Raw genomic sequence first — 24700 nt, 5'->3', positions numbered from 1 at the left:
TAAAAATCATGTCTGCCAAGGAAATCAAATTCTCCACCGACGCGCGCGACCGCATGCTGCGCGGCGTCGAGATCCTCACCAACGCGGTGAAGGTCACGCTCGGCCCCAAGGGCCGCAACGTCATCATCGACAAGGCCTATGGCGCGCCGCGCATCACCAAGGACGGCGTGACGGTGGCCAAGGAAATCGAGCTTGCCGACAAGTTCGAGAACATGGGCGCCCAGATGGTGCGCGAAGTGGCCTCGAAGACCAACGACCTCGCCGGTGACGGCACCACCACCGCCACGGTGCTGGCCGCCTCGATCCTGCGCGAAGGCGCCAAGCTGGTCGCCGCCGGCATGAATCCCATGGATTTGAAGCGCGGCATCGACCAGGCGGTTTCTGCCGTGGTCAAGGAAATCCAGGCGCGCGCCAAGAAGGTCAAGTCGTCGGCCGAGATCGCACAGGTCGGCACCATCGCCGCCAATGGCGATGCCAGCGTCGGCGAGATGATCGCCAAGGCGATGGACAAGGTCGGCAATGACGGCGTCATCACTGTCGAGGAGGCCAAGACCGCAGAGACCGAACTCGACGTCGTCGAAGGCATGCAGTTCGACCGCGGCTATCTCTCGCCCTATTTCGTCACCAATGCCGACAAGATGCGCGTCGAGCTGGAAGAGCCCTACATCCTCATCCACGAGAAGAAGCTCGGCAATCTGCAGGCGATGCTGCCGATCCTCGAAGCGGTGGTGCAGAGCGGCAGGCCGCTGCTGATCATCTCCGAGGACGTCGAGGGCGAGGCTCTGGCGACGCTGGTCGTCAACAAGCTGCGCGGCGGCCTCAAGGTCGCGGCCGTCAAGGCGCCGGGCTTCGGCGATCGCCGCAAGGCGATGCTGGAAGACATCGCCGTGCTGACATCAGGCCAGATGATTTCCGAGGACCTCGGCATCAAGCTTGAAAACGTCACCATCGAGATGCTCGGCCGCGCCAAGCGCGTGCTGATCGAGAAAGACACCACCACGATCATCGACGGTGCCGGCACCAAGGCGACGATCCAGGCGCGCGTCGCCCAGATCAAGGGCCAGATCGAGGAGACGACCTCCGACTACGACAAGGAAAAGCTGCAGGAGCGGCTGGCCAAGCTCTCCGGCGGCGTTGCCGTCATCCGCGTCGGCGGCGTCACCGAGTCGGAAGTCAAGGAAAAGAAGGACCGCATCGACGATGCGCTGAACGCGACGCGCGCGGCGGTTGAAGAAGGCATCGTGCCCGGCGGCGGCGTGGCTCTGCTGCGTGCCCGCTCGGTGCTTGGCGGCCTGACCGGCGCCAATGCCGATGTCACGGCCGGCATTACGATCGTGCTGCGGGCGCTCGAAGCGCCGATCCGCCAGATCGCCGAGAATTCCGGCGTCGAAGGCTCGATCGTCGTCGGCAAGCTCACGGACAGCAAGGACCACAATCAGGGTTTTGACGCCCAAAACGAGGTCTATGTCGACATGATCAAGGCAGGCATCGTCGATCCGGCGAAAGTGGTGCGCACCGCACTGCAGGACGCCGGCTCGATCGCGGCCCTTCTGATCACCGCCGAAGCGATGATCACCGACATCCCGGCCAAGGATGCCGCGCCTGCGGGTGGCGGCGGTGGCGGCATGGGCGGCTACTAAAACCCGGGACTTGTCCGATCTGTTTGAGATGTGAATGGCGGCCCCGATCGGGGCCGTCATGATTCTCAAGATGATCCATCGCAAAGTTTACGCATAGCTGCCTTGCCGCCCCGGCTCAGTGCCGGGAGGCACTCCTGATCTTGCGGCTTTCGGAGGGGACGCAATCCACGTTAGACTGTCCAGGCGGCCGTCTGGTTGCGGAGCTCGCCCGACTTTGGCAAGCGATCGGACGAACCGCTATCCTCGATACGGAGACACGTTCATGTTTGCGGCCAAGGCCATCAGCACCTCAGACAAGGCCGCGTTCTACCGCGACCTCGCCACTCAGCTTAAGGCGCTGCTCGACGGCGAGCGCGATTCGATCGCCAATGCGGCCAACACCGCGGCCCTCATCTTCCAGATGGTGCCGGACCTCAACTGGGCCGGTTTCTATTTCCTGCAGTCGGACGAGGAAATGGTGCTCGGGCCGTTCCAGGGCAAGCCGGCCTGTGTACGCATCGCCGTCGGCAAGGGCGTGTGCGGAACCGCGGTCGAACTCGGCACCTCGATGTTGATCAAGGACGTGCACGATTTTCCCGGCCATATCGCCTGCGATGCCGACTCGCGCTCGGAACTGGTGGTGCTGCTGGAGGACGATGAAGGCGTCTTCGGCGTGCTCGATCTCGACAGCCCAACGCCTGGTCGGTTCGACAGCGCCGACCAGGCCGGCATCGAGGCGCTTGCGGCGATCTATGCCGCGGCGAGTTCGTTCGAGGACTGAACGACGCGCTGGCAGGAAGCGGCCACACCTACGGACCGGTCTTCAGCGCACGATTGAAAGCCGCGATCGCCATGTCGATCAGTTGCGCGTGGATTTCACCGCGCGATCGTCCGCCACCATCGTCGCACACCGGATCGCCGATCTGTTCGGATGCGATGATGCCGGGAGCGCCGGGTTTGCATTCAGCGAACATGCTGTAATGGCTAGCATCCTCGATCGTCGCATAGCTTGCCTTTGAAATTGCCTTTGCGATCCCGGATGCATCGGCGGTCACGGGGATCTTCCCCGGACGGCCAAGATTGACGATATCGACCGGAATTTTGATGCCGGCAAAGCTCTTGGCGTCGAAAACATCGGATGGGGCGGGATCGATCGCCATGGCGAATTGAATGCGCTCGTCCCTGTTGTCACGACCGGCGGGCTGCAAATCCATGGCATGAAGATCAACGCCGCTTTGCAGGACCCAGTCGCAAAGCGAAGCATTGAGCAGGTCCGTATCGCAATAGGCCGCGAGCAATTTCGGGTCGACGCGGGCACCGGCTATCGCCAACGCCGTGTTGCCGCCCATGGAAAGACCGAGGACGCCTGCTTTGCCTTGCTCGAGGTGCTCTCTGAAGAAGGCGTCCTTCTCCATCGCGGTCAGGGTTGCCGTGAGGTCGGCGGGCCGCAGCCAGAGTTTCATCGTCTCGGCGGCGGATTTGTTTTTCCCCGTATTTCCCGGATGTGTGGGAGCGGCGACGACAAATCCCTGCCCGGCCAACGGCGTTGCGATCCAGCTCAGGGCTTGCGGGGTTCCCGCGAGGCCGGCGCCATGTGAAAGCAGGATGAGCGGAAATTTTCCGCCGGCGATCGGCGCATCGCGCTGGGCCGACGTTCCGACGAAAAGCGCGGTGTCGCCAAGCGTGGTTCTCTCGCCGCCCGGCTGCGCCGGATACCAGACCGTCACATCGAGATCGGTGCCGCGTTCCACGGATGGGGCGGGAAGCTGGTGAACGCCGACATTGCCGCCGGCGTCAGCCGCGTGTTGCATCAGCATTGTCGAGACAATGACGGTGCAAAGCATGGTCCAGAATTTCATTGAAATCTCCGTTGTCGAACGCGCCGCCATGGCAGGAGCCCAGAAGCTTCAGCGTCCGGACAAGCTGGCGGTCATGTTCGATTGCTGTGTTGACGCCGTGATATCGGCGGATCGGCGCGAAGCCCGCGACCTCGATCGCGATCGAGGACGTGCCCTATCGCGATTGAGGACGGTTCAATGGGGAATGGCGCTGCCGGTTTCAGCCACCCGCCGGGCTCGCAAGCGAGGGCGGCATGCCAGGCGCGTTCCGGTCCCGCCAGGCGACCGGCGTCATATCCGTCAGGCGGCGGAACTCGCGGTTGAAGTTCGACTTGGTCTGGAATCCGACCGCAAGCATGATCTCCGTCACCGACTGATCGGTCTCGGTCAGCAGCCGGCAGGCCTCGGTGATGCGGTATCCGTTGACATATTGCGAGACGTTCCTGGCCGTGGCCCGGTTGATCGCCGCCGAAATCTGCCGTGCCGGAGTTCCGGCGCGCCGGGCAAGGCGGTTGAGGTTGAGATTGGCGTCCCGGTAAAGCTTCCTGTCCTGCATCATTTCATCGACCCGACGGATCGTGTCGGCGTCTTGGCTGGCGTCGGGTGGGGACGAAGCCTCGGCGGGCTCGGCGGCATTGAGCGGAACACGACTTTGGCTGGCCGCCGCGGCCGCCGCGCCGACAATGACGAGGATGAAAAGATTGGCGAAGCCGATCACGGTCGCCGCGCGAGCGCCATGCCCCGACGCGAGGTCGAAAGACACCAGCATATCGACCATTCCCGACACGCACAGTGCCGCCGCTGCGAAAAGGATGGCCCTATAGACCGGGACCGCGCCGTCGAAAGGGGCAAGGCGAAGCCCGTCCGCGCCGGAGCGAAGCAGCCAGAGAATGGCGGCGGCGTAGATAACATCGATCGATATCAGCGCCACGTCGATCGCGTCGCGCCAAAAAACCACCAGCACGATGACGATGGCGGCGGGCGTTGCGTGGAGCGCAAGCAGGGTCGGCCATCGACGGTCGCTGGTGCGGACAAGCTTCGAGACGCCGGCATGGAGCAGCGACGGCAATATTGCGGCGGTAACCGGAGCGATATAGCCCACTTCGCTTATGCCGTAGCCCCACCGCAGACCGGTGAACACCGATTGCAGCGCGTTGAGCAGGATCAGGCCAAGAAACGGCAGGTTTGGCGCTGCCTCATCCTCGCGCCTGGCGACGACCCAAAGCAGGATGAACAGCAACAGGGCGACGACAAAGGGCAGGGGAACAAACGGCATGAGTCCGTCGAGTGCTGGGGTGTCGGTCTTTCAGCGGACCCTAGCCGATGTGGTTTTGATTCCCAATGGGTTACGTGGCGCCCACTTGCCAGACCTAGGCTCCGACCTCCCCACAAGGGGGAGGTGGGAGCTAGGGCATCGCCCAGCTTAGACCAGCTTCACCAGCATCAGGCTGAAGCAGCCGATGAACAGGAAGGCCGAGAAGGCGAGCGCCAGCGGGCGCAGGCCGCGCGAGCGCAATTGCGAGATGTCTGCCTGCAAGCCCATGGCGGCCAGGCCCATGGTCAGCATGATGGTGGTGGCGAGCGCCATTGCCGACTTCACCTCGGCTGGCACCGTGACGAGGCTGTTCAGCGCCACGACGGCGACGAAGGCGGCAACGAACCACGGCATGGGCGGCCGCGCCGCCACCTCACTGCTGCTCCTGCGGCGCGCCATCAGGCCGAGCGCGACGACGATCGGCGCCAGCATGGCGACGCGGGTCAGCTTGGCAACGGTGGCGATCTCGCCGGACTGGGTGCCGTTCTGAAAGCCGGCGCCGATCACCTGCGCCACTTCATGGATCGAGGCGCCGGCCCACAGGCCGAAAGCGTGCTGGTCGAGGCCGAGTATGGGCGCCATGAGCGGGAAGCCTAGCATGGCGACGGTGCCGAACAAGGTGATCGAGGCGACGGCGTAGGTGACGTCCTCGTCACGCGCATCGGTGACGATGTTGGTGGCGACGATGGCCGAGGCGCCGCAGATCGAGGTGCCGGCGGCAATCAACTGTGCCAGCTTGGCGTCGACGCCGATCAGCCGGCCAAGCGTGATGGTGAAAACGAAAGTGGTGCCAAGCGTCGCCGCGACAATGCCGACGCCGCCGGCGCCGATCGAGACGACCTGGCCCAGCGTCAGCTGGAAGCCGAGCAGCACGATGGCGAAGCGCAGCAGGCGCTTTTGCGAGAATGCGATACCGGCTTTGGCGTGCACCGGCGTGCCCAGCACGTTGGAGTAGATCATGCCGGCGACGACGGCGAGGATCATTGGACTGAACAGCGCGAAGCCGGAAACATTGCGGGCCGAGAAGGCGACCGCAGTGATCATCGTCACAAGGACGATGCCGGGGACGATGCCATTCCAATTGAGGGATTTTCGCCCTTTTGTCAGATCGGCAGGAAACGCGCTTTTCGGAATATCGTTCGCGAAGTGGGAAACGGAAGACAATGCAATGCTCCAAGCGAGTACGCGGGGAGAATGTCATTCCTTAACCAATCTTTCCAACGAATTATTTTCGTTGGAACGATCGATTTTTACGAACGATCGATCGGGCATTGGCTGTGCAGACGTCGCCTTCTCGCCGACCTGGATTAAAGCTGCGCTTCGATGGCCGCCTTGTCGATCACCGACCAGACGTTCCTGATCCTGTCGTCGAGGAATTCATAGAAGACGTTCTCGCTGAAGGAGACCTTCCGGCCGTTGATGGGCAGGCCGAAGAAGGTTCCCTTCGGCGTGCAGTTGAACTGAAGGCGGCTGGCTATGAACGGTGGTTCGGCGATCAGCAGCTGGATGTCGAAATAGAGGTCCGGGATTTCCCGAAAATCGCGCTCCAGCATTTCCTGGTAACCCGACAGCCCGACGCGGTCGCCATTGTAGTGCACCTCGTCATGAACGAAGCGATGCAGCTTCTGCCAGTCCTGATTGTTGAGGCAGGCGATGTAGCCTCGATAGAGGTCGGTCACTGTCACGGCGATGGCTCCGGTGCTTGGTCTGGGTCCAGCAAAAGATAGAACGGCTGCGGGTGCAGTCCAGATGGAGAGCCTGTTCCCGAATCCGGATGGGCTCTATCTGCTCGTTTCGAGCATGATTTTTCCGGAAACCCGGTTCCTGTTCTAGCCGCGGTAGCGCAAGGCGTCGACCATCAACGAGAAGGCCGGCGTCGCTTGCCGGCGGCTGGGGTAATAGAGGTGGTAGCCGGGGAAAGGCGCGCACCAGTCGGCGAGCACACGCACCAGCCGGCCGTCGGCGAGATGGGCCGTCACCTGTTCCTCCGGCAGATAGGCAAGGCCGAGGCCGGCGAGCACCGCGTTCATGCGCAGCGCAGCCGTGTTGAACACCAGCTGGCCTTCGACCCGCACTTTCAGTTCGCGCCCGGCCTTCTCGAACTCCCAGGCGTAGAGCCCGCCATAGGTCGGCAGTCGCAGATTGATGCAATTGTGGGTGGTCAGGTTCTGCGGCGTGCGCGGCTTTGGCCGGGTGGCGAAATAAGCCGGCGATCCGACCACCGCCATGCGCATGTCGGGGCCGATGCGCACCGCGATCATGTCGCGCGCCACCTGCTCGCCCAGCCGCACGCCGGCGTCGAAACGCCCGGCGACGATGTCGGTCAGGCTGTAGTCGACGATGATTTCGACCTTGATGTCGGGATAGGCTGGCAGGAATTTCGCCAGGGCAGGCCACAGGATCGCATCGGCGGCATGCTCACCGGCGGTGATGCGGATGGTGCCGGCGGGTTTTTCGCGCAAGGCGCTCAAGGCGGTGAGCTCAGTCTCGATCTCGTCCAGCCTCGGTCCGATGGTGCGAACCAGTCGCTCGCCCGCTTCGGTCGGCGAGACGCTGCGCGTGGTGCGGGTCAGAAGCCTGACGCCCAGCCGTTCCTCCAGCGCCCGCACCGTGTGGCTGAGCGCCGATTGGGAAACCCCTAGCTTGGCCGCCGCCCTGGTGAAGCTTTCCTCGCGCGCGACAGCGAGGAAGGCGGTTAGCTCATTCAGATTGTCACGCGGCATTCATGAGCTCCTCTCATAAGATCATGCTGGATATAGCACCTAATCGGCACCAATCGCAGACCCTAGATAGGCGTCATCGCACCGGGCGCCTCTGAAGACCGGCGGTCGTGTCGTGCCTGTCGCCAGGAAGGGACAAAACCATGGACATCACGCGAAACGGCTCTCACGCCTCGGCCAAGGGATCGGCCGACTATTTCACCGGCGCGGTGCGCATCGACGCGCCGTTCAAGGGGAGCGAGCCCGCCAGGGTCAGCGGCGCCACCGTGACTTTCGAGCCCGGTGCGCGCACCGCCTGGCATACGCATCCGCTTGGCCAGACGCTGATCGTCCTCTCGGGCGAAGGCCTGGTGCAGCGCGAAAGCGGCCCGATCGAACCGATCCTTCCCGGCGATGTCGTCTGGTTCGCGCCCGGAGAGAAGCATTGGCATGGCGCCGCGCCGACCACGGCGATGAGCCACATCGCCATCGCCGAAGCGCTCGATGGCAAAGTCGTCGACTGGTTGGAGCATGTCAGCGACGAACAATACGGGATTTGACCAGGCATCGGCGCGTGGCGCCGAATTCAACGCCCGAACTCTACGAAGGAGACCACCATGACCGATGTTCCAGGGCTAAAAAGCCCATTCTCCGATATCGCTCCCGCGCTCGGCAGGTACACCGACGAGGTGTTGTTCGGCGACGTTTGGGAGCGCCCCGGCCTGTCGCCGCGGGACCGCAGCCTCGTCACCGTCACCAGCCTGATTTCGGGCTACCGGGTCAATGAAATGCCTTTCCACATGAAGCGCGCGCTCGACAATGGTGTCACCCGCGACGAACTCATCGAAACCATTACGCATCTCGCCTTCTACGCCGGTTGGCCAACGGCAGCCACGGCTCTGGGCATTGCCCGCAAGGTCTTCGAGCAAGCCGACGCCGAGAAGAAGGGATAACGACAATGGAGAAGCGCACACTTGGAAACAGCGGTCTCGAAGTTTCGGCCATCGGGCTCGGCTGCATGGGAATGAGCCAGTCATACGGACAGCCGATGGAGACGGCGGATGCAGTCCACCTGATCAGGGCGGCGTTCGAACGTGGCATCACCTTCTTCGACACGGCGGAGGTCTATGGACCGTTCACGAACGAGGAGGTCGTCGGCGAGGCGCTGCAGCCGATCCGCGACCAGGTGGTGATCGCCACCAAGTTCGGCATCGACATCGCCGGGACAGCCGGACACGATGGCATGGACAGCCGGCCGCAGCATATTCGTGACGTCGTCGAGGCCTCGCTCAGACGACTGAGGACCGACCACATCGATCTTCTCTACCAGCACCGCGTCGATCCGGTCGTGCCGATCGAAGAGGTGGCGGGCGCTGTGAAGGACTTGATCAGCCAAGGCAAGGTGAAACATTTCGGTCTCTCCGAAGCCGGCGTGCGCACGATCCGGCGCGCGCATGCGGTACAGCCGGTCGCCGCAGTCCAGAGCGAGTATTCGCTCTGGTGGCGTGAACCGGAAGAGGCGATCCTGCCGGTGCTTGAAGAGCTGGGGATCGGCTTCGTGCCCTTCAGCCCGCTGGGCAAGGGGTTCCTCACCGGCGCCATCGATGCCAGCACGACATTCGACAGCAGCGACTTCCGCAACACCGTGCCGCGTTTTGCGGAAGACGCCCGCAAGGCGAACCAGGCGCTGGTCGACGCGATCGGCGAGATCGCGTCCGAGAAGAAGGCGACATCAGCACAGGTCGCGCTCGCCTGGTTGCTGGCGCGGAAGCCCTGGATCGTTCCGATCCCCGGCACCACCAAGCTCAATCGCCTCGAAGAGAACATCGCATCGGCCACTGTCGCGCTGACGGCGAACGATCTTGCCGACATCGAGAACGCGGTATCGGCGATCGCCGTACAAGGAGCGCGCTATTCTCCGCAACAGGAAGCGAGGATCGATCGCTAGAGCCAGGCGCAGGAGAGCCAGATGCGTCAACCGGTCTCAAGACGGGTGCACTTATGACCATGCTTGCATAGCCACTGGGTGCCGGATTGAATGCCGGATCGAGCTTGCCCGCCAGCGTCACCGAGGCCGATGTCGCCGAAGGCGTGCGTGGCACTCTACGACAGGGTGGCCATCCCGCCGATTCCTTTGCCGGAACGGTGGTGTTTGCCATGAGCCGGCCCGACGAGGTCGACATCAACGAGATACTGTTCAGGCCGACGGCGCAGGAGTATTAGAAGCCGTTGTAGGTGTCTTGACGCGCCGCTCTTCCTGTTCCCGCTTGGTGCCATGTTCGTCCTCGCGCCAGCCATCACCAAGCGACGCCGCCGCTGCACAGTGCGGAGCGGTAGACTGATTGCGCGACGACAAAGGCCGGCAGGATAGATCCGGTTCGTTCGTTTCCAGCCCCGCCCACCTGAACAGGTCGGCGGGGTTTTCCATATCTGGAGCTTTGTTATGTCCAATAATTCTTCCATTCGGCTTCGTCCGGCCGCGCCGACCGATGCCGCCGCCATCAGGGATACCGTTCGCGCCGCCTATGCCAAATGGGTGCCGGTGATCGGCCGCGAGCCGCTGCCGATGCGCGCCGATTACGACAAGGCGTTGCTGGAACATCAGTTCGATGTTGCCGTCGAGGATGGCCGCATCGTCGGGATGATCGAAACCATGCTGGCCAACGATCATCTCTGGATCGAGAATGTCTGTGTGGCGCCGCACGCGCAGGGCAGGGGGATCGGCCGGCTGTTGCTCGAGCGGGCCGAGCGCAAGACAATCGAAGCAGGCCGTGCCGAGCTTCGCCTGCTGACCAACGGCGCCTTCGAGGCCAATGTCTCGCTCTACAAAAAGAATGGCTATACGATCGACCGCCAGGAGCCGTTCATGAACGGCGTGACGGTCTATATGAGCAAGCGGCTAGCCGGGTAACGCCGACTATCCAAGCTGGCCCAAAGCGCTCTGGCTCAATCACTGCCGCACTGGCTCAACCACTTCGGGGGTTGCGTTTGACAGCGGCGTTTGTGCATCGTTATCTCCACCCAGATATGACGGCCCGGCGCGGCCATGCGGCCAAGGAGAAAACCATGTCACACAATCTGCAGTTCTATATCGATGGCGCGTGGGTCGATCCTGTTGTGGCCAACACATTGGACGTCATAGATCCCTCGAATGAGGACGCCGTTGCGCAGATTTCGCTAGGCTCCAAGGCCGATGTCGACAAGGCGGTGGCTGCCGCCAAGCGCGCCTTCAACAGCTTTGGTTTCACCGAGGTCGGCGAGCGGCTCGAACTCTTGAACCGCATCATCGCTGTCTACAAGAAGCGCAGCGCCGATCTGGCGGTTGCCGTGTCGCGCGAGATGGGCGCGCCGCGCCAGATGGCGTTGGACAGCCAGGTCGGTATCGGTCTGGCGCATCTGCAGAAGATGGCGGATGTGCTGAAGAACTTCGAATTCCGCCACGTCAAGGGCAACCATCTCGTGGTCAAGGAGCCGATCGGCGTCGTCGGCCTGATCACGCCGTGGAACTGGCCGCTCAACCAGATCACCTGCAAGGTCGGTCCGGCGCTTGCCGCCGGCTGCACCATGGTGCTCAAGCCCTCCGAGATCGCGCCGCTCGACGCAATCATCTTCGCCGAAATTTTGGACGAAGCCGGCGTGCCGAAGGGCGTGTTCAACCTCGTCAATGGCGACGGACCGGGCGTTGGCCAGGCGCTGTCCAGCCATCCCGACATCGACATGATGTCGTTCACCGGCTCGACCCGCGCCGGCATCCTGGTGGCCAAGGCCGCCGCCGATACGGTCAAGCGCGTGCACCAGGAGCTTGGCGGCAAGTCTGCCAACATCCTGTTAGGGGATGTCGACCTCGCAAGCGCCGTCAGCAAGGGGGTCGCCGGCTGCTTCAGCAACAGCGGCCAGTCCTGCAACGCGCCGACGCGCATGTTCGTGCCGCGCGATCGCCATGACGAGGCGGCCGCCTATGCCAAGGCGGCCGCGGATAAATTCACCGTCGGCCCCGCCGACGCTGCCGGCACCAAGCTCGGCCCGGTCGTCAGCCAGGTCCAGTTCGACAAGATCCAGGACCTGATCCAGGCCGGCATCGACGAAGGTGCGACGCTGGTCGCCGGCGGCCCCGGCCGTCCGGCCGAACTCAACCGCGGTTACTATGTCAGACCGACGGTGTTCGCCGACGTCACCCACGACATGCGCATCGCGCGCGAGGAGATCTTTGGGCCGGTGCTGGCGATCATGCCCTATGACAGCGTCGACGAGGTGGTCGAGACCGCCAACGACACCGTCTACGGCCTCGCTTCCTATATCCAGGCCAAGGACATGAAGAAGGCGCGCGAAGTGGCGGCGCGCATGCGCACCGGCAATGTCTACATCAACTATCCCACCTGGGACGCCGGCCTGCCGTTCGGCGGCTACAAGCAGTCGGGCAACGGTCGCGAATATGCCGAATATGGGCTCGAGGATTTCCTCGAGATCAAGGGCATCGCGGGGTATGAGGCGGCGGAGTAGGTACCAACAGCGCGCCGCGACATGCGGTGCGCAACTTCTGGATCTGGGCCAATCGCCCAAAGTTGGCGCCGCCCCTCACCTGCCTGCCGGCATCCTCTCCCCGTATAGTGACGGGGGGAGGATGCTCTCATCGCCGGTTTCGCCAATCACCAGCGTTGCAAGTAGGGCGCCAGCGTTGCGGCCAGCCCCTTCTCCCCGTCACTATACGGGGAGAAGTGCCCGGCAGGGCGATGAGGGGCGGCGCTGGCCTCGGCGATTGGTGGTCCGCCAAGGTGGAAACGATCATCGTTGCGAACCAGTTTGCCTGCCTCGCAGCGCTGCTCTTTGCCAATTGGCAAATGCATGCTATATATCTGCCAATAGCGAGGCAACAAAATGCAGCTTCAGTCCATTGTCACGACACCGGCCACGGTTGGCAGCGTCATATCGGATGACGAGGCTGGCGCTCTGGCGCGCACCACGGTCAATCTGTTCAAGGCCTGGAATCTCACCGACCTGGAGGCCTGCATCCTGCTTGGCGGTATGTCAGCACGCACATGGGCACGCTGGAAGGAAGGCGGCGTCGGCAGGATCGACCGTGACCTGCGCACCCGCATGGCGCACCTGATGGGCATCCATAAGGGCCTGCGCTATCTGTTCACGGAACCGGCGCGCGGCTATGCCTGGATCCGCAAGCCCAATGCCACTTTTGGCGGCCAGTCGGCGCTTGACCTGATGCTGCGCGGCGAAATTTCCGATCTCTCGGCGATGCGCGAATGGCTCGATGCGGAGCGTGGTGCATGGTGAGTGGGCTTGCGGTCCGGCGCGGCGTCCATTGGCACCAGACCTTCCGCATCATCCGCTCCATCCACCCGCCGATCGACCTGTTCGAGGACATTGCTGATCCGCGCGACTGGGAGGCGCTGGCCTCGGTCGAGGCGAAGACCAACCCGCGTATAAGGTTCGAGATCGGCGACCTCGGCAAGGTGGCTGCCGCAAGGCGGATTTCCGGCCCCGGCGCCAGCTTCGTGATGGCGCCCTTCGTGCACTGTTCGACGCTGCGGCCCGGTCGCTTCTCGGATGGCAGCTACGGCATCTACTATGCCGGCGACAGCGAGGACGTCGCGCTCGCCGAAACCATCCACCACCACCAGAAATTCATGCGGGCCACCAACGAGGGGCCGGGCTGGACGGCGGATTTCCGCGTGCTGATCGGCAGCGTCGACCGCGACCTCGATGACGTCAACGCCGTGCCCGGCGTGCTCGATCCGGACGACTATTCCGCCTCGCAGGCGGAAGGGCGGGCGCTGCGGGCGGGAGGCAGTGACGGGCTGGTGTGGAACAGCGTGCGCATGCCGGGCGGCAGCTGCATCGGCATCTTCTGGCCCGATGTCATTACCATTCCGGTGCAGGGCCGCCACTACAGCTACCACTGGGACGGCGCCCGCGTGGACTTCGTGCGCCAGCACGATACGGGAAAGGTGCTTGCCGTCACGTGATGGCGGGCGGATACCCTTTACAGATCCTGGGGGAGTCGATATTCACGAATCCATAAATCCAAGGATTCGGATATGGATAAGAAGGGCACTTTGAACGCGCTGGCCGCACTTGGCCAGGCGACGCGGCTGGATGTCTTCCGGCTGCTCGCGCGTGCCGGGCCGGAAGGGATTCCGGCGGGCGAGATCGCAACGAGACTGGACACGGTCCAGAACACCATGTCGGCGCATCTGAAGGTGCTCGCCCATGCCGGGCTGATCCGCCCCGAACGCGACGGAAGGACCGTGCGCTACGTCGCCGACATGACCGGCTTGCGCGACCTGCTGGCCTATCTGATGGAAGATTGCTGCAACGGCGCGCCGGAGCTCTGCCGTCCGGTCATCAATGCCGTGACCTGTGACTGCTGAGCCGCGCATGGCTGCCCGGATATTCAACATCTGTCGCGCGCCGTCCAAAAAAGGAAAATCATCATGACCGATCACGCTCTGACCGCGAGTGAGGCGGTGCGGCCCGGCATCGGCTTCGTCGAGAAATATCTGACGGTGTGGGTGGCACTGTGCATAGTCGCGGGCATCGTGCTCGGTCATCTGCTGCCGGGCGTGTTCGGCGCCATCGCGTCGGCCGAGATCGCCAGGGTCAACATTCCCGTCGCCGTGCTGATCTGGCTGATGATCGTGCCGATGCTCTTGCGCGTCGATTTCGCCTCGCTGGCCAGGGTCGGCACCTATTGGCGCGGCATCGGCGTGACGCTGTTCATCAACTGGGCGGTGAAGCCGTTCTCGATGGCGCTGCTGGGCTGGCTCTTCATCGGCTGGCTGTTCCGGCCGTGGCTGCCCACCGTGCAGATCGATTCCTACATTGCCGGGCTGATAATCCTCGCCGCGGCGCCCTGCACGGCGATGGTTTTCGTCTGGTCGAACCTGACGCGCGGCGAGCCGAATTTCACGCTTTCGCAGGTAGCGCTCAACGATGCGATCATGATCGTCGCTTTCGCGCCTATCGTCGGCCTGCTGCTCGGCCTGTCGGCGATCACCGTGCCATGGGGCACGCTGATGCTGTCGGTCGGGCTCTACATCGTCGCGCCGGTCATCGTCGCGCAGCTGGTTCGGGGCCGGCTGCTGGCGGCGAGGGGACAGGCCGGACTCGATGCCCTGCTTGCCACGCTGCAGCCCTTGTCGCTGATTGCCTTGCTGGCGACGCTGGTGCTGCTGTTCGGCTTCCAGGGCGAGCAGATCATCGCACAGCCGTTGGTGATCGTGCTGTTGGCAGTGCCGATCCTGATCCAGGTCTATTTCAACTCCGGTCTTGCCTATCTGCTCAACCGCCTTAGCGGCGAGCGGCACTGCGTGGCTGGGCCATCGGCGCTGATCGGCGCGTCGAATTTCTTCGAGCTGGCGGTGGCCGCCGCGATCGCGTTGTTCGGGCTGAATTCGGGCGCGGCCCTTGCCACCGTCGTCGGGGTGCTCATCGAGGTTCCGGTCATGCTGTCGGTGGTGTGGATCGTGAACCGCAGCAAGGGCTGGTACGAGAAGGGCGGCGCCGTCCGGAATACCATGTCGACTGAGAGGGCCTCGAAATGACCATCACCATCTACCACAATCCCGATTGCGGCACGTCGCGCAACACGCTGGCCATCGTCCGGCAGTCGGGCGAGGAGCCGGAGGTGATCGAATACCTGAAGACGCCGCCGTCGCGACAAAGGCTGGTCGAGCTGATCGCGGCGATGGACATGACGCCGCGCGACCTGCTGCGCGAGAAGGGCACGCCCTATGCCGAACTCGGCCTTGCCGACCCGAAATGGTGCGACGAGCAGATCCTCGATTTCATGCTGGCTCATCCGATCCTGATCAACCGGCCGATCGTGGTCAGCCCGCTCGGCGTCGTCCTGGCACGGCCGTCGGAAAGGGTGCTGGACATCCTGCCCAACCCGGAGATCGGCGCGTTCACCAAGGAGGATGGCGAGGTGGTCATTTACGCTCCAGGCAAGCGAGACGTCTGACACTATTTCCATAATTTTCGAAATTGAGTTGACGGCGCGAAAAGTCTCGCATAGCCTATTTCCATGAAACTCGAAAAAGCAGCCGCCCAACTCGAAGCGCTCGGCAACCCGACGCGGCTTCAGCTCTATCGCATCCTGGTGCGCGCCGGTGATGACGGGCTTGCCGTCGGCAGTGTCCAGGGCAAGCTCGACATTCCGTCCTCGACGCTGTCGCACCACCTCAAGCGGCTGGTCGACACCGGCCTTGTCACGCAGGAGCGGCAAGCGACGACGCTGATCTGCCGCGCCAACTATCCCGGCATGAATGCGCTGATCGGCTATCTCGCCGACGAGTGCTGCGCCGACGCCACTTGTGCGCCCGCCGTCGGCAAAGCACTGGCTTGATTTTTTTGCGCCTTTAATTCGAACATACCGGAAGGATCGAACCTATGGACATGATGGCAAACCTACCCGTCGCGGTGATCGGCGCCGGCCCGGTCGGGCTGGCTGCCGCGGCGCATCTGGTCGAGCGCGGCATCCGTCCGCTCGTCCTGGAGCGCGGCGAAAGCGTAGGCGCCGCGTTGCTCGAATGGGGCCATGTGCGGGTGTTTTCGCCGTGGGAATACAACATCAATGCGGCGGCGCGGGCGCTGCTCGACCGCTCCGGCTGGACGGCGCCGGACAGCCAGGGCCTGCCGACCGGCGGCGAGATCGTGCGCGATTATCTGGCGCCGCTTGGCCGGCTTCCCGCGATCGCCGCCAATTTGAAGCTTGGCGCCGAGGTGACCGCGATCACCCGTCAGGGACATGACAAGGTCGCCAATGAGGGCCGCAAGGACGCGCCCTTCGTCATCCGCTATCGCGATGCCGGCGGCGAACACCGCGTTCTCGCGCGCGCCGTCATCGACGCGTCCGGAACATGGTGGCGGCCAAATCCGATCGGCGTCGACGGGCTGCCGGTTGCCGGCGAAGGCGAGGCGTCGGCACGCATCGCCTATGGCATTCCCGACGTGGTCGGCAAGGCGAGAGAACACTATGCGGACAAGCGCGTCCTGGTCATCGGCGGCGGGCACTCGGCCATCAACGTCGCGCTGGCGCTGATGGAACTGCAGGATGCGGCGCCGGGCACCGAAATCTTCTGGGCGCTGCGCCACGCCAGCATCGAGAGATTGCTCGGCGGCGGGCTGAACGACCAGTTGCCGGAACGCGGCGCGCTTGGGCTGGCCGCCAGGCAGGCGATGACGGACGGCAGGCTGAACATGCTGGCGCCCTTCGCCGTCAACCGCATTGAGGCCCAAGGCGAAGGGCTCGTCATCGACGCCAGCCTGGGTGGCAAGCCGTTCAGCCTGCCCGTCGACCGCATCGTCGTCACCACCGGCTTCCGGCCCGATCTGTCGTTCCTCAGCGAAATCCGCATCGCGCTCGATCCCGCCGTGGAAGCGCCGCCGGCACTGGCGCCGCTGATCGATCCGAATTTTCATTCGTGCGGTACAGTCCCCGCGCATGGGATCACGGAACTCTCCCATCCCGAACCCGGCTTCACCATCGTCGGCTCGAAATCCTATGGCCGCGCCCCGACCTTCCTGATGGCGACCGGCTACGAGCAGGTCCGCTCGGTGGTGGCCGATATTGCCGGAGACCATGCCGCGGCCCGCGAGGTGCGGCTGGTGCTGCCGGAGACCGGCGTGTGCAGCGCCGTCGGTGTCGTGACGGTATCGGAAAGCGCCGGCTGCTGTGGCGGGCCCGCCCCCGCCGCTGTCGATGCCTGCTGCGTCAGGGATGCGGACGCCAAGGCAACCGGCGCATCGGGTTGCGGCTGCGCCACCGCGCCGGCCACCGAGACGCGAGAGAATATGGCGGCCGGCGTCGATGCCTGACCGATCCGTCCTGCGCAAGGCGATCTGGGCGCTTGGGCTGACCCAGATCATCGGCTACGGCACGCTCTATTACAGCTTCTCGATCCTGGCGCCGGCAATGGCCAAGGAGTTCGGCCTGACGGAAGGCTGGGTATTCGCAGCCCTGTCCGCCTCGCTGTTTGCCGGCAGCCTGTTCGCGCCGACTGCCGGGCGGTGGGCCGACCGCTTCGGCGCCGGCCGCATGATGGCCGTCGGCTCGGTCGCGGCCGCGATGGCGCTGGCGCTGTGCGCCGTCGCGCCCGGCCGCGTGACCTTCGTCCTGGCACTGCTGGCGATGGAACTGGCCTCCAGCTTCGTCCTCTACAGCGCGGCCTTCGTTGCGATCGTGCAGATCGGCGTTCCCCGACCGCAGCGCAGCATCACCCATCTGACGCTGATCGCCGGGTTCGCCTCGACCCTGTTCTGGCCGCTGACCTCGGCGCTGCATGCGCAGCTGACATGGCGCGAGGTCTATCTCTTGTTCGCCGCGCTCAATCTCGGGCTCTGCCTACCGATCCACGCCTGGATGATGCGCCTGTCGAGCCGTCACGTGACGGCCGCGAGCCAAGAGCGCGGGTCGTCCCATGAAGCGGGCGCGCCGCTCGATGCGCGGCGCAGCCGGGCCGCGTTCCTGCTCATGCTGGCGGGGTTCGCCACCGAGGGCTTCGTGCTGTCGGCGATCCTCATCCACATGGTGCCGCTGACGGCGGCCCTTGGGCTCGGCACCGCCGGCCTCTTCGTCTCGACGCTGTTCGGGCCGGCGCAGGTCGCCAGCCGGTTGATCAACATGTTGTTTGGCGGGCGCCTGCAGCAGACGCACCTTGCCGTCATCGCAGCCTTGCTGCTCACGGCCGGGCTGTGCGCGCTGCTGCTGACCACGCCATGGCTGCCCGGCGCCTTCCTGTTCGTGTTCTTGTTCGGCCTCGGTTCCGGCCTCACCAGCATCGTCGGCGGCACCTTGCCGCTCGAACTCTTCGGCCGCGAGGGCTACGGTGCGCGGCTCGGCTGGGCGAGCGCTGCCCGTCAGTTTACCTCGGCCTTCGCGCCGTTCGCGCTCGCGTTCATGATGGCGCGGACATCCGTCGCCAATTCGCTATGGGTGCTGGCGGTCGTCGCGGCGAGCGGCGTCATCGCTTTCCTCGCCATCGCGCTTTTGAGACGGCGCGCTGGCCGGGTCGCGTTCGCGATTGGCGGCAGCCCGGAAGAGGCGACCTGACCGACCCTGCTTCAGTGCCGCAGAATCTTGCTCAGGAAAGCGCGGCTGCGGTCGGTCTTCGGGTGCGAGAAGAATTCTTCCGGCGTGCCGCTTTCGACGATGGCGCCGGCGTCCATGAACACCACGCGCTGGGCGACCTTGCGGGCAAAGCCCATTTCGTGGGTTACCACCATCATGGTCATGCCTTCCTCGGCAACCGCGACCATGACGTCGAGCACTTCGGAAATCATCTCGGGGTCGAGTGCCGAGGTCGGCTCGTCGAACAGCATGATCTTGGGCCGCATGCCCAGGCAACGCGCGATCGCCACGCGCTGCTGCTGGCCGCCGGAGAGCTGTGCCGGATAGGCGTTGACCTTGTCGGCAAGCCCGACCTTGGCCAGCAGTTCGCGGCCTGCTTTTTCAGCTTCAGCGCGCGGGATCTTCCGGACATGGATGGGGGCGAGCGTGACGTTTTCGAGCGCGGTCTTGTGCGGGTAGAGGTTGAACGACTGGAAGACGAAGCCGATCTCGGTGCGCAGCTGCGTCATGTTGGTGGCGGGGTCGCCAAGGCGCTGGCCATCGACGACGAGATCGCCGTCCTTGATCGCCTCCAGGCCGTTGACGCAGCGGATCAGCGTGCTCTTGCCGGAGCCGCTCGGGCCGCAGACGACGACCACTTCTTTCGGTTCGACGCTGAGCGTGATGTCCTTCAGCACATTGAGCGAGCCGAACCATTTGTTGACGCCGCGAAAGTCGATCATGCCGGTTTTGGTCATGCCGGTTTTGGTCATGGCGGTTGGCCCTTTGGGATTGGCTGTCACAACTGTACCTCGCCATGTGCGGCACCCATGCGGCGTTCGAGCCGGCGGGCCAGCATGATCAAGGGATAGCAGACGATGAAATAGCCGACGCCGACGAGGAAGAAGACCAGGAGGCCGTTGGGCACACGCTGCACCACCAGCCAGCCGACGCGGGTGAGGTCGGTGAGGCCGATGGCGGAGACAACGGAAGAATCCTTGATCAGCAGCACATATTGCCCGACCAGCGGCGGCAGCACGATGCGCATCGCCTGCGGCAGCACCACCTGGCGCATGCGCTGCCAGCGCGACAGGCCGGACGCGAGTGCCGCCTCGACCTGGCCGGTCGGCACCGAGCGGATGCCGGCGACGACGATCTCGCAGATGAAGCAGGCGGCCAGATTGGTCAACGCGATAATGCCGGCGGTGAAGGCGTCGAGCTCGATGCCGAACTCCGGCAGGATGAAGAAGATCAGGAAGATCTGCACCAGGAATGGCGTGCCGCGGATCAGGTCGACCCAGGCCCCGATCAAGCCCGAGATCAGCCGGTTGCCGCCGGTGCGCAGGATGCCGAGGCCGAAGCCGAGCAAGGTGCCGAGCACCAGGCTGATCAGCGACAGCACCACGGTCATGCCGAGGCCGCGCAGGGCCAGCGGATAGGAGCCGGCGAGGCTTTGCAGCTGTTGCCAGATCATGTCCGCGCCCCCGCTGTGCCGAGCCAGCGGCTGGAGAGGCCAGCCAGTCCTTTCAGGCCGTAATAGAGCAGCAGGTAGAAGGCGGCGATGGTGAGGAAACCTTCCGCCGGCATGAAGCGGTCGGAGGCGAGCAATTGGCCGGCGCGTGTCAGTTCGGAAACCGAGATCAGCGACAGAAGGGCGGAATCCTTGACCAGCACGATCGCCTGGCCAAGCAGCGGCGGGATCGTCACCTTGAAGGCTTGCGGCAGGACGACAAGGCGCATGCGCTGGACATAGGTCATGCCCGAGGCGACGCTGGCCTCGACCTGGCCGCGCGGGATCGACAGGATGCCGGCGCGAATGATTTCAGCGATATAGGCGCCGCTGTTGAGCGACAACGCCAGGATGCCGACGACCAACTCAGGCAGGACGAAGCCGAGCCGGGGCAAGCCGAAATAGAGGAAATAGAGCTGCGCCAGCAAGGGCGTGGCGCGCACGGCATCGATATAGGCCTTGGCCGGCACGCGAAACAGCCAGCCGCGCTGCAGGTTCATGGCGCACAGCACGATGCCGACGATGAGCGCGCCGACAAAGGACAGCGCCGACAGCCAGACGGTCGTGACCAGGCCCTGTCCGAACAGCGGCAGGTATTCGACGATGGTGCGGAAGCTGAAATTTTCGAGCATCGTTGGGTGAAAATCCCCAGAGCACGGGAAGGGCGAATAGCGAGTAGGGAATTAGGGAGCGGCAAAGTATGGCCGGAACGGCCATTCGCTACTCGCTACTTCCTACTCGCTAATTCCTTAGTGATCCTTCTTCCAGGCGTCGGAATTGACCCAGTAGTCGAGGTTCTTCTGCAGGCGGCCGTCGATGGTGACCTGGTTGAGGAACAGATTCATCCAGATCAACAGGTCCGGCTCGTCATAGCGGGTGGCGAAGGCAAGCGGCTCCTTCGACAGAAGGTCCGGCATGATGGTGAAGCTGCCGGCCGGATAGGCGGTCGACTGGCCCTTGACCGCCGAGACGTCGTTGACGCCGCAATCGGCCTGGCCGTTGTTGACGGCGTCGAGCAGCAGCGGACCGCCGCCCTTGTAGCTCTTGATGTCGGCGTCGGGGAAAGCGTTCTTGGCTTCCTTTTCGCCGGTGGCGCCGAGCAGCACGGCGATCTTGGTGCCCTTGGCCTTGCAGTCCTCGGTGGTCTTGAACTTGCTGTCGGCCTTGGTGAAGACGGTGCTGCCCGTGTACATGTAAGGCGTGGTGAACGCGACCTTCATGCCGCGCGCCAGCGTCGGCGTCATGTCGGCGACCAAGAGGTCGGCCTTGCCCGACAGCAGTGCCGGGATCAGGCCGTCCCAGTCGAAGTCGAGGAAGGTGATCTTGACGCCCATTTCCTTGGCCATCAGTTCAGCAAGTTCCACCGAACTGCCGGTGCGTTCGCCATTGGCGCCGACCAGCGAGAAGGGCGGTCCCTGGGTTTGCACCGCAACGCGCAACTCGCCGCGCTTGGTGATATCGTCGAGCGTTCCGGCACTGGCCGCGGCGGTGAGGCCGGCAAGCGCAAGTCCGGCGATGAAAAGTCTGGCAATCTTCATTTCGGTATTCCTCCTTGTTTTATTGTTCCACGTTGTTGTTTCACCCCTGGGGGGTGCTTTTTGAGCGGCAGCGCCGTTGCCGGCGGCAGCCACCGTTCGAAAATCTTTTCTCCTCAGTCCCGTGCCACCGTCTCGGAAACCGTGATGCCACGCTTGGCCAGCTCATCGAAGAACCTGATGTCGGGCACATCCAGCAGCGGGTTGAGCAGGCCAGGTCTGGTGATCTCGCCGCGCGCCAGCATCTGCGCCACGATGCTTGCGGGATAGCCGACACCGAGGCTCATGCCGAACAGGCCGGAAACGAGATCGCGTTCGATGATCAGGTCCGACGTCACTGTTTTGGTGCGGCCGCCTTCGAGGCCGGAGAAGACATTGCGCATTACGCAAAGATCCTTTTCGCCGGGGCCATATTGCAGTTGCGGGCCGAGCAGCCGGCCGAGGAATTCGCGCGGGCTGTTGGAGGTGCCGGGCACCTTGTCCTCAGAGAGGAAACCAAGCTCCTTCAGCGGCGCCCAGAAGGCCGACCACCCCGGCCAGCGCAGCGTGTAGCGGCCGGAGCGGCGCAACCCTTTTGCGGCGTCCAGCATCTCGACATAGTGCAGCGCGTCGCCATTGGGGAAGGCTTCGAGCCTGCCGAGGCCGGCGACCTCGATCTCATGGATGAAGGGGTTGTCGTGCTGCTGGCCGGCCGGCACCGCGACGCGTTTTCCGTCCTCGATCATCACGCTGTCGCGGTTCTGGCTGACCAGGACCATGTCGAAATTCCAGCTCACCTTGTAGCACAGCGGCTTGGCCATCGCCTTCGGTTCGGGGATGCCGCCGCAATAGGAATCGATCGAAGAAATCGAATCGAACTGCCTGGCGGCGCGCGCGTAGAGCACGAGGTCGATGCCGGGGTCGAGCCCGCATTCAGTCATGATCGAGACACCGGTCCGTTCGGCGGCCGGGGCCAGGTCGGTGATCGACTTGGCGTAATTCGTGGTGACCAGCGGTGTGCGGGTGGCGATCGCGGCCTGCACCGCCTCGCGCATCAGCGGCTGCGGCAACAGGTCGATGGCGGCGTCAACATCACCAAGCACACTGGCCAGCGCCGGTCCGATCGCGCCCTCAGGCACGACGAAGCGCACACGGGCAAGATCGGTCAGGCCGGCAAGCCGGGCCGGGCCATCCGGCGCGGTGTCCACGCAGACGATTTCCTCGACGCCGTCGCTGGCGACTAGGTCGGCGATTGCCGCCCGGCCTTGCAGGCCGAGGCCGCCGAGTACCGCGATCTTCATGCCGGCTCCTTGCGGTCGTCCGACCAGCAGCCTTCCGGCAGGCTGACCCATTTGTTGCAGGACGCCATGACGACGAAGGTTTCGCTGCGCACGACTTCGCCTGGCTCGCCGGCGCCCGGGATCAACTCGCTGGTAACGCGGTAGAGGTCGGCGACGTCGCCGGCCACCGTCACGTCGACGATGATGTCGAAGCGCCCGGTGACCACCGAGGCCGAGTTGACGAAGGGCAGTTCGGCAATGCGCTGCGCCAGTTCGCGAGCCCGGCCGCGCCCCTGTGCGTTGATGCCGACAATGGCCGAGATTAGTTCGGGCCGCTCGGTCAGATTCAGCAGTCCGACGATCTTGACCAGGTTGCGGTCAAGCAGGTTGCGCAGCCGCGTGCGCACCGTCGGCACCGAAATCGCCAAGATCTCGGCGAGGCGGTTGATCCCCGGCTGTGCATCCTGCGACAGCTGTTTGACCAGCCGCCGATCGGTCAGATCGAGATGTTCCCGCAAAGTCTCGTCTTTCACAAAAGGAAAAAAGATTGGCGATTTTTTTGCCAATGTGCAAACAAGCTACGTCACGAATATTTGAAATGCAAGGCAATGATTCAGCGCTGCTGGGGATGGTCGCTGTCAGGGCTCAGACCAGCGCGGCGGCCAGCAGCTTCGCCTGTGGCGTCAGCTCGTCGAAGCGGCGGGCGCAGAGGTTGAGCTGGCGCGTCGCCCAGTCGTCGGTCAGCCGCAATGTGCGCAGTGTCCGCGCCGAGCGGCGGGCGGCACTTTCCGGCACGATGGCGATGCCCGCACCTTGCGCGACCAGCCCGCAGACATTGTCGAGTCCAGGCACACGGATGCGAAAATGCAGATGGCCGCCGAGGCGGGCGGCTTGGCGGGCGATGTGCTCCTGCAGCGCATGGCCGGCGCCGAGGCCAACGAAGGATTCGCCGAGAACCTCAGCGAGGTTGGTGGTGCGGCCTTCGAGGCCTGGCCAGTTCCGCGCGGCGATCACCACCAGCCGGTCGATGAAGAACGGTTTCTGCTCGAGATGCGACAGGCCGGCCCAGGTGGCGGCGATGCCGAGATCGGCGGCGCCGCTGGCCACGGCTTGCGCGATCTCGTGGCTGGGGCGCTCGTCGAGATCGATGTCGATCCGGGGGTGCGAGACCAGGAAGGCGGGCAGGATTCTGGACAGAAGCTCGCTGGTGGCGGCGGTGTTGGCCATCAGCCGCACGCGGGCGCGAAGGCCATCGGCATAGGCGGCGAGGTCGCCGGCCATCGCCTCGACCTGGTTCTGTACGGCACGCGCATGATGCAGCAGCGCCTGGCCGGCGGCCGTCGGCACCACGCCACGGCGGCGGCGCTCCAGCAGCGGTGCGCCGAGCCGCTCCTCCATGCCCTTGATGCGGGCGCTGGCCGAGGCCAGGGCCAGCCCGGCAAGCTCGGCGCCATGGGTGATGCTGCCACGTTCGGCCACCAGCAGGAACAGCCTGAGATCGACCAGATCGAAGCGCATTGTTTTGCTCCTGCGAATATTCGGCGCCCGGGAAGGCGGTCGGCCCTCCAGCCTTCGTCTTGGCCGAAGGCTGGCAGCGCAACGTCCACATTGTGATCGGCCGGGATCTTCGTCAAACAGTTTCCAAGGAGAATTGTGATGAACGAACGGACATCAGGCGGCTCGGCATTCTTGAAAGCACGGCGATCGTGTTGGCCATTGCCGTGGCGGGCCTTGCCATGGCAAGAGCAGAATCAGGCCTGCGGGGATACGCGGCGACGGTCGTATCCACCAACCGCGATGCGGCGCCGGCAAAGGCCGCCAGCCCGGATGCCGACGCAACCGATATGCTGCTGCATGACTGAT

General features: G+C 64.2%; 29 protein-coding genes. 17 read left to right on the top strand and 12 right to left on the bottom strand.

Annotated elements, in window-relative coordinates:
• Nucleotides 1–8 precede the first annotated feature (8 nt).
• Both groL and EOA16_RS04765 read left to right on the top strand, forming a co-directional pair.
• Entirely contained in the window at nt 9–1640 is a 1632-nt protein-coding gene (gene groL / locus EOA16_RS04770; RefSeq protein ID WP_127255944.1) for a chaperonin GroEL, read from the top strand.
• A gap of 262 nt (nt 1641–1902) precedes the next feature.
• On the top strand, nt 1903–2400 hold the full coding sequence (locus EOA16_RS04765; RefSeq protein ID WP_127255942.1) for a GAF domain-containing protein: 498 nt from the start codon (nt 1903–1905) through the stop codon (nt 2398–2400).
• 28 nt (nt 2401–2428) lie between these two features.
• Here the strand turns inward: EOA16_RS04765 and EOA16_RS04760 are convergent, their stop codons facing one another.
• From EOA16_RS04760 to EOA16_RS04740, 5 genes are all read right to left on the bottom strand, one after another.
• Entirely contained in the window at nt 2429–3478 is a 1050-nt protein-coding gene (locus tag EOA16_RS04760; protein WP_127255940.1) for a dienelactone hydrolase, read from the bottom strand.
• Nucleotides 3479–3677: 199 nt separating this feature from the next.
• A complete protein-coding gene (locus EOA16_RS04755; protein WP_127255938.1) occupies nt 3678–4733 on the bottom strand; it encodes an AraC family transcriptional regulator in 1056 nt (351 codons plus the stop codon).
• A 147-nt stretch (nt 4734–4880) separates the two neighbouring features.
• Nucleotides 4881–5936 carry a YeiH family protein gene (locus tag EOA16_RS04750; RefSeq protein WP_127255936.1) on the bottom strand — a complete coding sequence of 352 codons (1056 nt, stop codon included), beginning with the start codon at nt 5934–5936 and terminating at the stop codon, nt 4881–4883.
• A gap of 143 nt (nt 5937–6079) precedes the next feature.
• Complete coding sequence (locus EOA16_RS04745; RefSeq protein WP_127255934.1) at nt 6080–6457, bottom strand: ester cyclase; 378 nt, start codon at nt 6455–6457, stop codon at nt 6080–6082.
• A gap of 144 nt (nt 6458–6601) precedes the next feature.
• Nucleotides 6602–7495: a LysR family transcriptional regulator gene (locus EOA16_RS04740; RefSeq protein WP_127255932.1), complete on the bottom strand. Its 894-nt coding sequence runs from the start codon at nt 7493–7495 to the stop codon at nt 6602–6604.
• Between the two features lie 140 nt (nt 7496–7635).
• Between EOA16_RS04740 and EOA16_RS04735 the strand changes: the two genes are divergently transcribed.
• The 14 genes from EOA16_RS04735 to arsK all read left to right on the top strand — a co-directional run bounded on the left by EOA16_RS04735 (nt 7636) and on the right by arsK (nt 18536).
• On the top strand, nt 7636–8031 hold the full coding sequence (locus EOA16_RS04735) for a cupin domain-containing protein (protein ID WP_127255930.1): 396 nt from the start codon (nt 7636–7638) through the stop codon (nt 8029–8031).
• A gap of 57 nt (nt 8032–8088) precedes the next feature.
• Nucleotides 8089–8424 (top strand): carboxymuconolactone decarboxylase family protein, encoded by a 336-nt coding sequence (locus EOA16_RS04730; protein ID WP_127255928.1) that lies wholly within the window; start codon nt 8089–8091, stop codon nt 8422–8424.
• 5 nt (nt 8425–8429) lie between these two features.
• Nucleotides 8430–9419, top strand: coding sequence for an aldo/keto reductase (locus tag EOA16_RS04725; protein ID WP_127255926.1), 990 nt, complete (start codon nt 8430–8432; stop codon nt 9417–9419).
• A 104-nt stretch (nt 9420–9523) separates the two neighbouring features.
• Complete coding sequence (locus EOA16_RS33050) at nt 9524–9694, top strand: hypothetical protein (RefSeq protein ID WP_245455850.1); 171 nt, start codon at nt 9524–9526, stop codon at nt 9692–9694.
• Nucleotides 9695–9914: 220 nt separating this feature from the next.
• Nucleotides 9915–10382, top strand: a complete 468-nt coding sequence (locus tag EOA16_RS04715) for a GNAT family N-acetyltransferase (RefSeq protein WP_127255924.1) — start codon at nt 9915–9917, stop codon at nt 10380–10382.
• 155 nt (nt 10383–10537) lie between these two features.
• Nucleotides 10538–11971, top strand: a complete 1434-nt coding sequence (locus tag EOA16_RS04710) for an aldehyde dehydrogenase family protein (protein WP_127255923.1) — start codon at nt 10538–10540, stop codon at nt 11969–11971.
• Between the two features lie 375 nt (nt 11972–12346).
• Nucleotides 12347–12757 (top strand): MbcA/ParS/Xre antitoxin family protein, encoded by a 411-nt coding sequence (locus tag EOA16_RS04700; RefSeq protein ID WP_127255921.1) that lies wholly within the window; start codon nt 12347–12349, stop codon nt 12755–12757.
• Entirely contained in the window at nt 12751–13449 is a 699-nt protein-coding gene (locus EOA16_RS04695) for an RES family NAD+ phosphorylase (protein WP_127255919.1), read from the top strand. Before EOA16_RS04700 ends, EOA16_RS04695 begins: the two co-directional genes overlap by 7 nt.
• Nucleotides 13450–13521: 72 nt before the next feature.
• On the top strand, nt 13522–13854 hold the full coding sequence (locus EOA16_RS04690) for a metalloregulator ArsR/SmtB family transcription factor (RefSeq protein WP_127255917.1): 333 nt from the start codon (nt 13522–13524) through the stop codon (nt 13852–13854).
• Between the two features lie 108 nt (nt 13855–13962).
• Complete coding sequence (gene arsB / locus EOA16_RS04685; protein ID WP_164754125.1) at nt 13963–15027, top strand: ACR3 family arsenite efflux transporter; 1065 nt, start codon at nt 13963–13965, stop codon at nt 15025–15027.
• Nucleotides 15024–15446: an arsenate reductase (glutaredoxin) gene (arsC, locus tag EOA16_RS04680; RefSeq protein ID WP_127255913.1), complete on the top strand. Its 423-nt coding sequence runs from the start codon at nt 15024–15026 to the stop codon at nt 15444–15446. Before arsB ends, arsC begins: the two co-directional genes overlap by 4 nt.
• A 63-nt stretch (nt 15447–15509) precedes the next feature.
• On the top strand, nt 15510–15830 hold the full coding sequence (locus EOA16_RS04675) for a metalloregulator ArsR/SmtB family transcription factor (RefSeq protein ID WP_056591381.1): 321 nt from the start codon (nt 15510–15512) through the stop codon (nt 15828–15830).
• Between the two features lie 44 nt (nt 15831–15874).
• Nucleotides 15875–17302, top strand: coding sequence for an NAD(P)-binding domain-containing protein (locus EOA16_RS04670; protein ID WP_127255911.1), 1428 nt, complete (start codon nt 15875–15877; stop codon nt 17300–17302).
• Entirely contained in the window at nt 17295–18536 is a 1242-nt protein-coding gene (gene arsK, locus EOA16_RS04665; protein WP_127255910.1) for an arsenite efflux MFS transporter ArsK, read from the top strand. The genes EOA16_RS04670 and arsK overlap by 8 nt, the downstream gene beginning before the upstream one ends.
• Nucleotides 18537–18547: 11 nt before the next feature.
• Here the strand turns inward: arsK and EOA16_RS04660 are convergent, their stop codons facing one another.
• From EOA16_RS04660 to EOA16_RS04630, 7 genes are all read right to left on the bottom strand, one after another.
• Nucleotides 18548–19276: an amino acid ABC transporter ATP-binding protein gene (locus EOA16_RS04660; protein WP_164754124.1), complete on the bottom strand. Its 729-nt coding sequence runs from the start codon at nt 19274–19276 to the stop codon at nt 18548–18550.
• Nucleotides 19277–19332: 56 nt separating this feature from the next.
• The gene (locus EOA16_RS04655; RefSeq protein ID WP_056591389.1) at nt 19333–20007 is read right to left on the bottom strand and encodes an amino acid ABC transporter permease; all 675 of its coding nucleotides are present in this window, start codon (nt 20005–20007) and stop codon (nt 19333–19335) included.
• Nucleotides 20004–20675 carry an amino acid ABC transporter permease gene (locus EOA16_RS04650; RefSeq protein WP_127255906.1) on the bottom strand — a complete coding sequence of 224 codons (672 nt, stop codon included), beginning with the start codon at nt 20673–20675 and terminating at the stop codon, nt 20004–20006. The genes EOA16_RS04655 and EOA16_RS04650 overlap by 4 nt, the downstream gene beginning before the upstream one ends.
• Before the next feature lie 117 nt (nt 20676–20792).
• Nucleotides 20793–21581, bottom strand: a complete 789-nt coding sequence (locus tag EOA16_RS04645) for an ABC transporter substrate-binding protein (protein ID WP_127255904.1) — start codon at nt 21579–21581, stop codon at nt 20793–20795.
• A gap of 113 nt (nt 21582–21694) precedes the next feature.
• On the bottom strand, nt 21695–22858 hold the full coding sequence (locus tag EOA16_RS04640) for a saccharopine dehydrogenase family protein (protein WP_127255902.1): 1164 nt from the start codon (nt 22856–22858) through the stop codon (nt 21695–21697).
• Nucleotides 22855–23355: an Lrp/AsnC family transcriptional regulator gene (locus EOA16_RS04635; RefSeq protein WP_127255900.1), complete on the bottom strand. Its 501-nt coding sequence runs from the start codon at nt 23353–23355 to the stop codon at nt 22855–22857. Before EOA16_RS04635 ends, EOA16_RS04640 begins: the two co-directional genes overlap by 4 nt.
• 127 nt (nt 23356–23482) lie before the next feature.
• Nucleotides 23483–24355 carry a LysR substrate-binding domain-containing protein gene (locus tag EOA16_RS04630; protein WP_127255898.1) on the bottom strand — a complete coding sequence of 291 codons (873 nt, stop codon included), beginning with the start codon at nt 24353–24355 and terminating at the stop codon, nt 23483–23485.
• A 59-nt stretch (nt 24356–24414) separates the two neighbouring features.
• Between EOA16_RS04630 and EOA16_RS04625 the strand changes: the two genes are divergently transcribed.
• Nucleotides 24415–24699 (top strand): hypothetical protein, encoded by a 285-nt coding sequence (locus EOA16_RS04625; protein WP_127255897.1) that lies wholly within the window; start codon nt 24415–24417, stop codon nt 24697–24699.
• Nucleotide 24700 lies beyond the last annotated feature (1 nt).

The organism is Mesorhizobium sp. M7A.F.Ca.US.008.03.1.1 (genome assembly GCF_003997495.1).
Lineage (GTDB): Bacteria > Pseudomonadota > Alphaproteobacteria > Rhizobiales > Rhizobiaceae > Mesorhizobium.
Note: the sequence above shows the minus strand (reverse complement) of the source record. Positions and strands in the feature narration are given on the sequence as shown.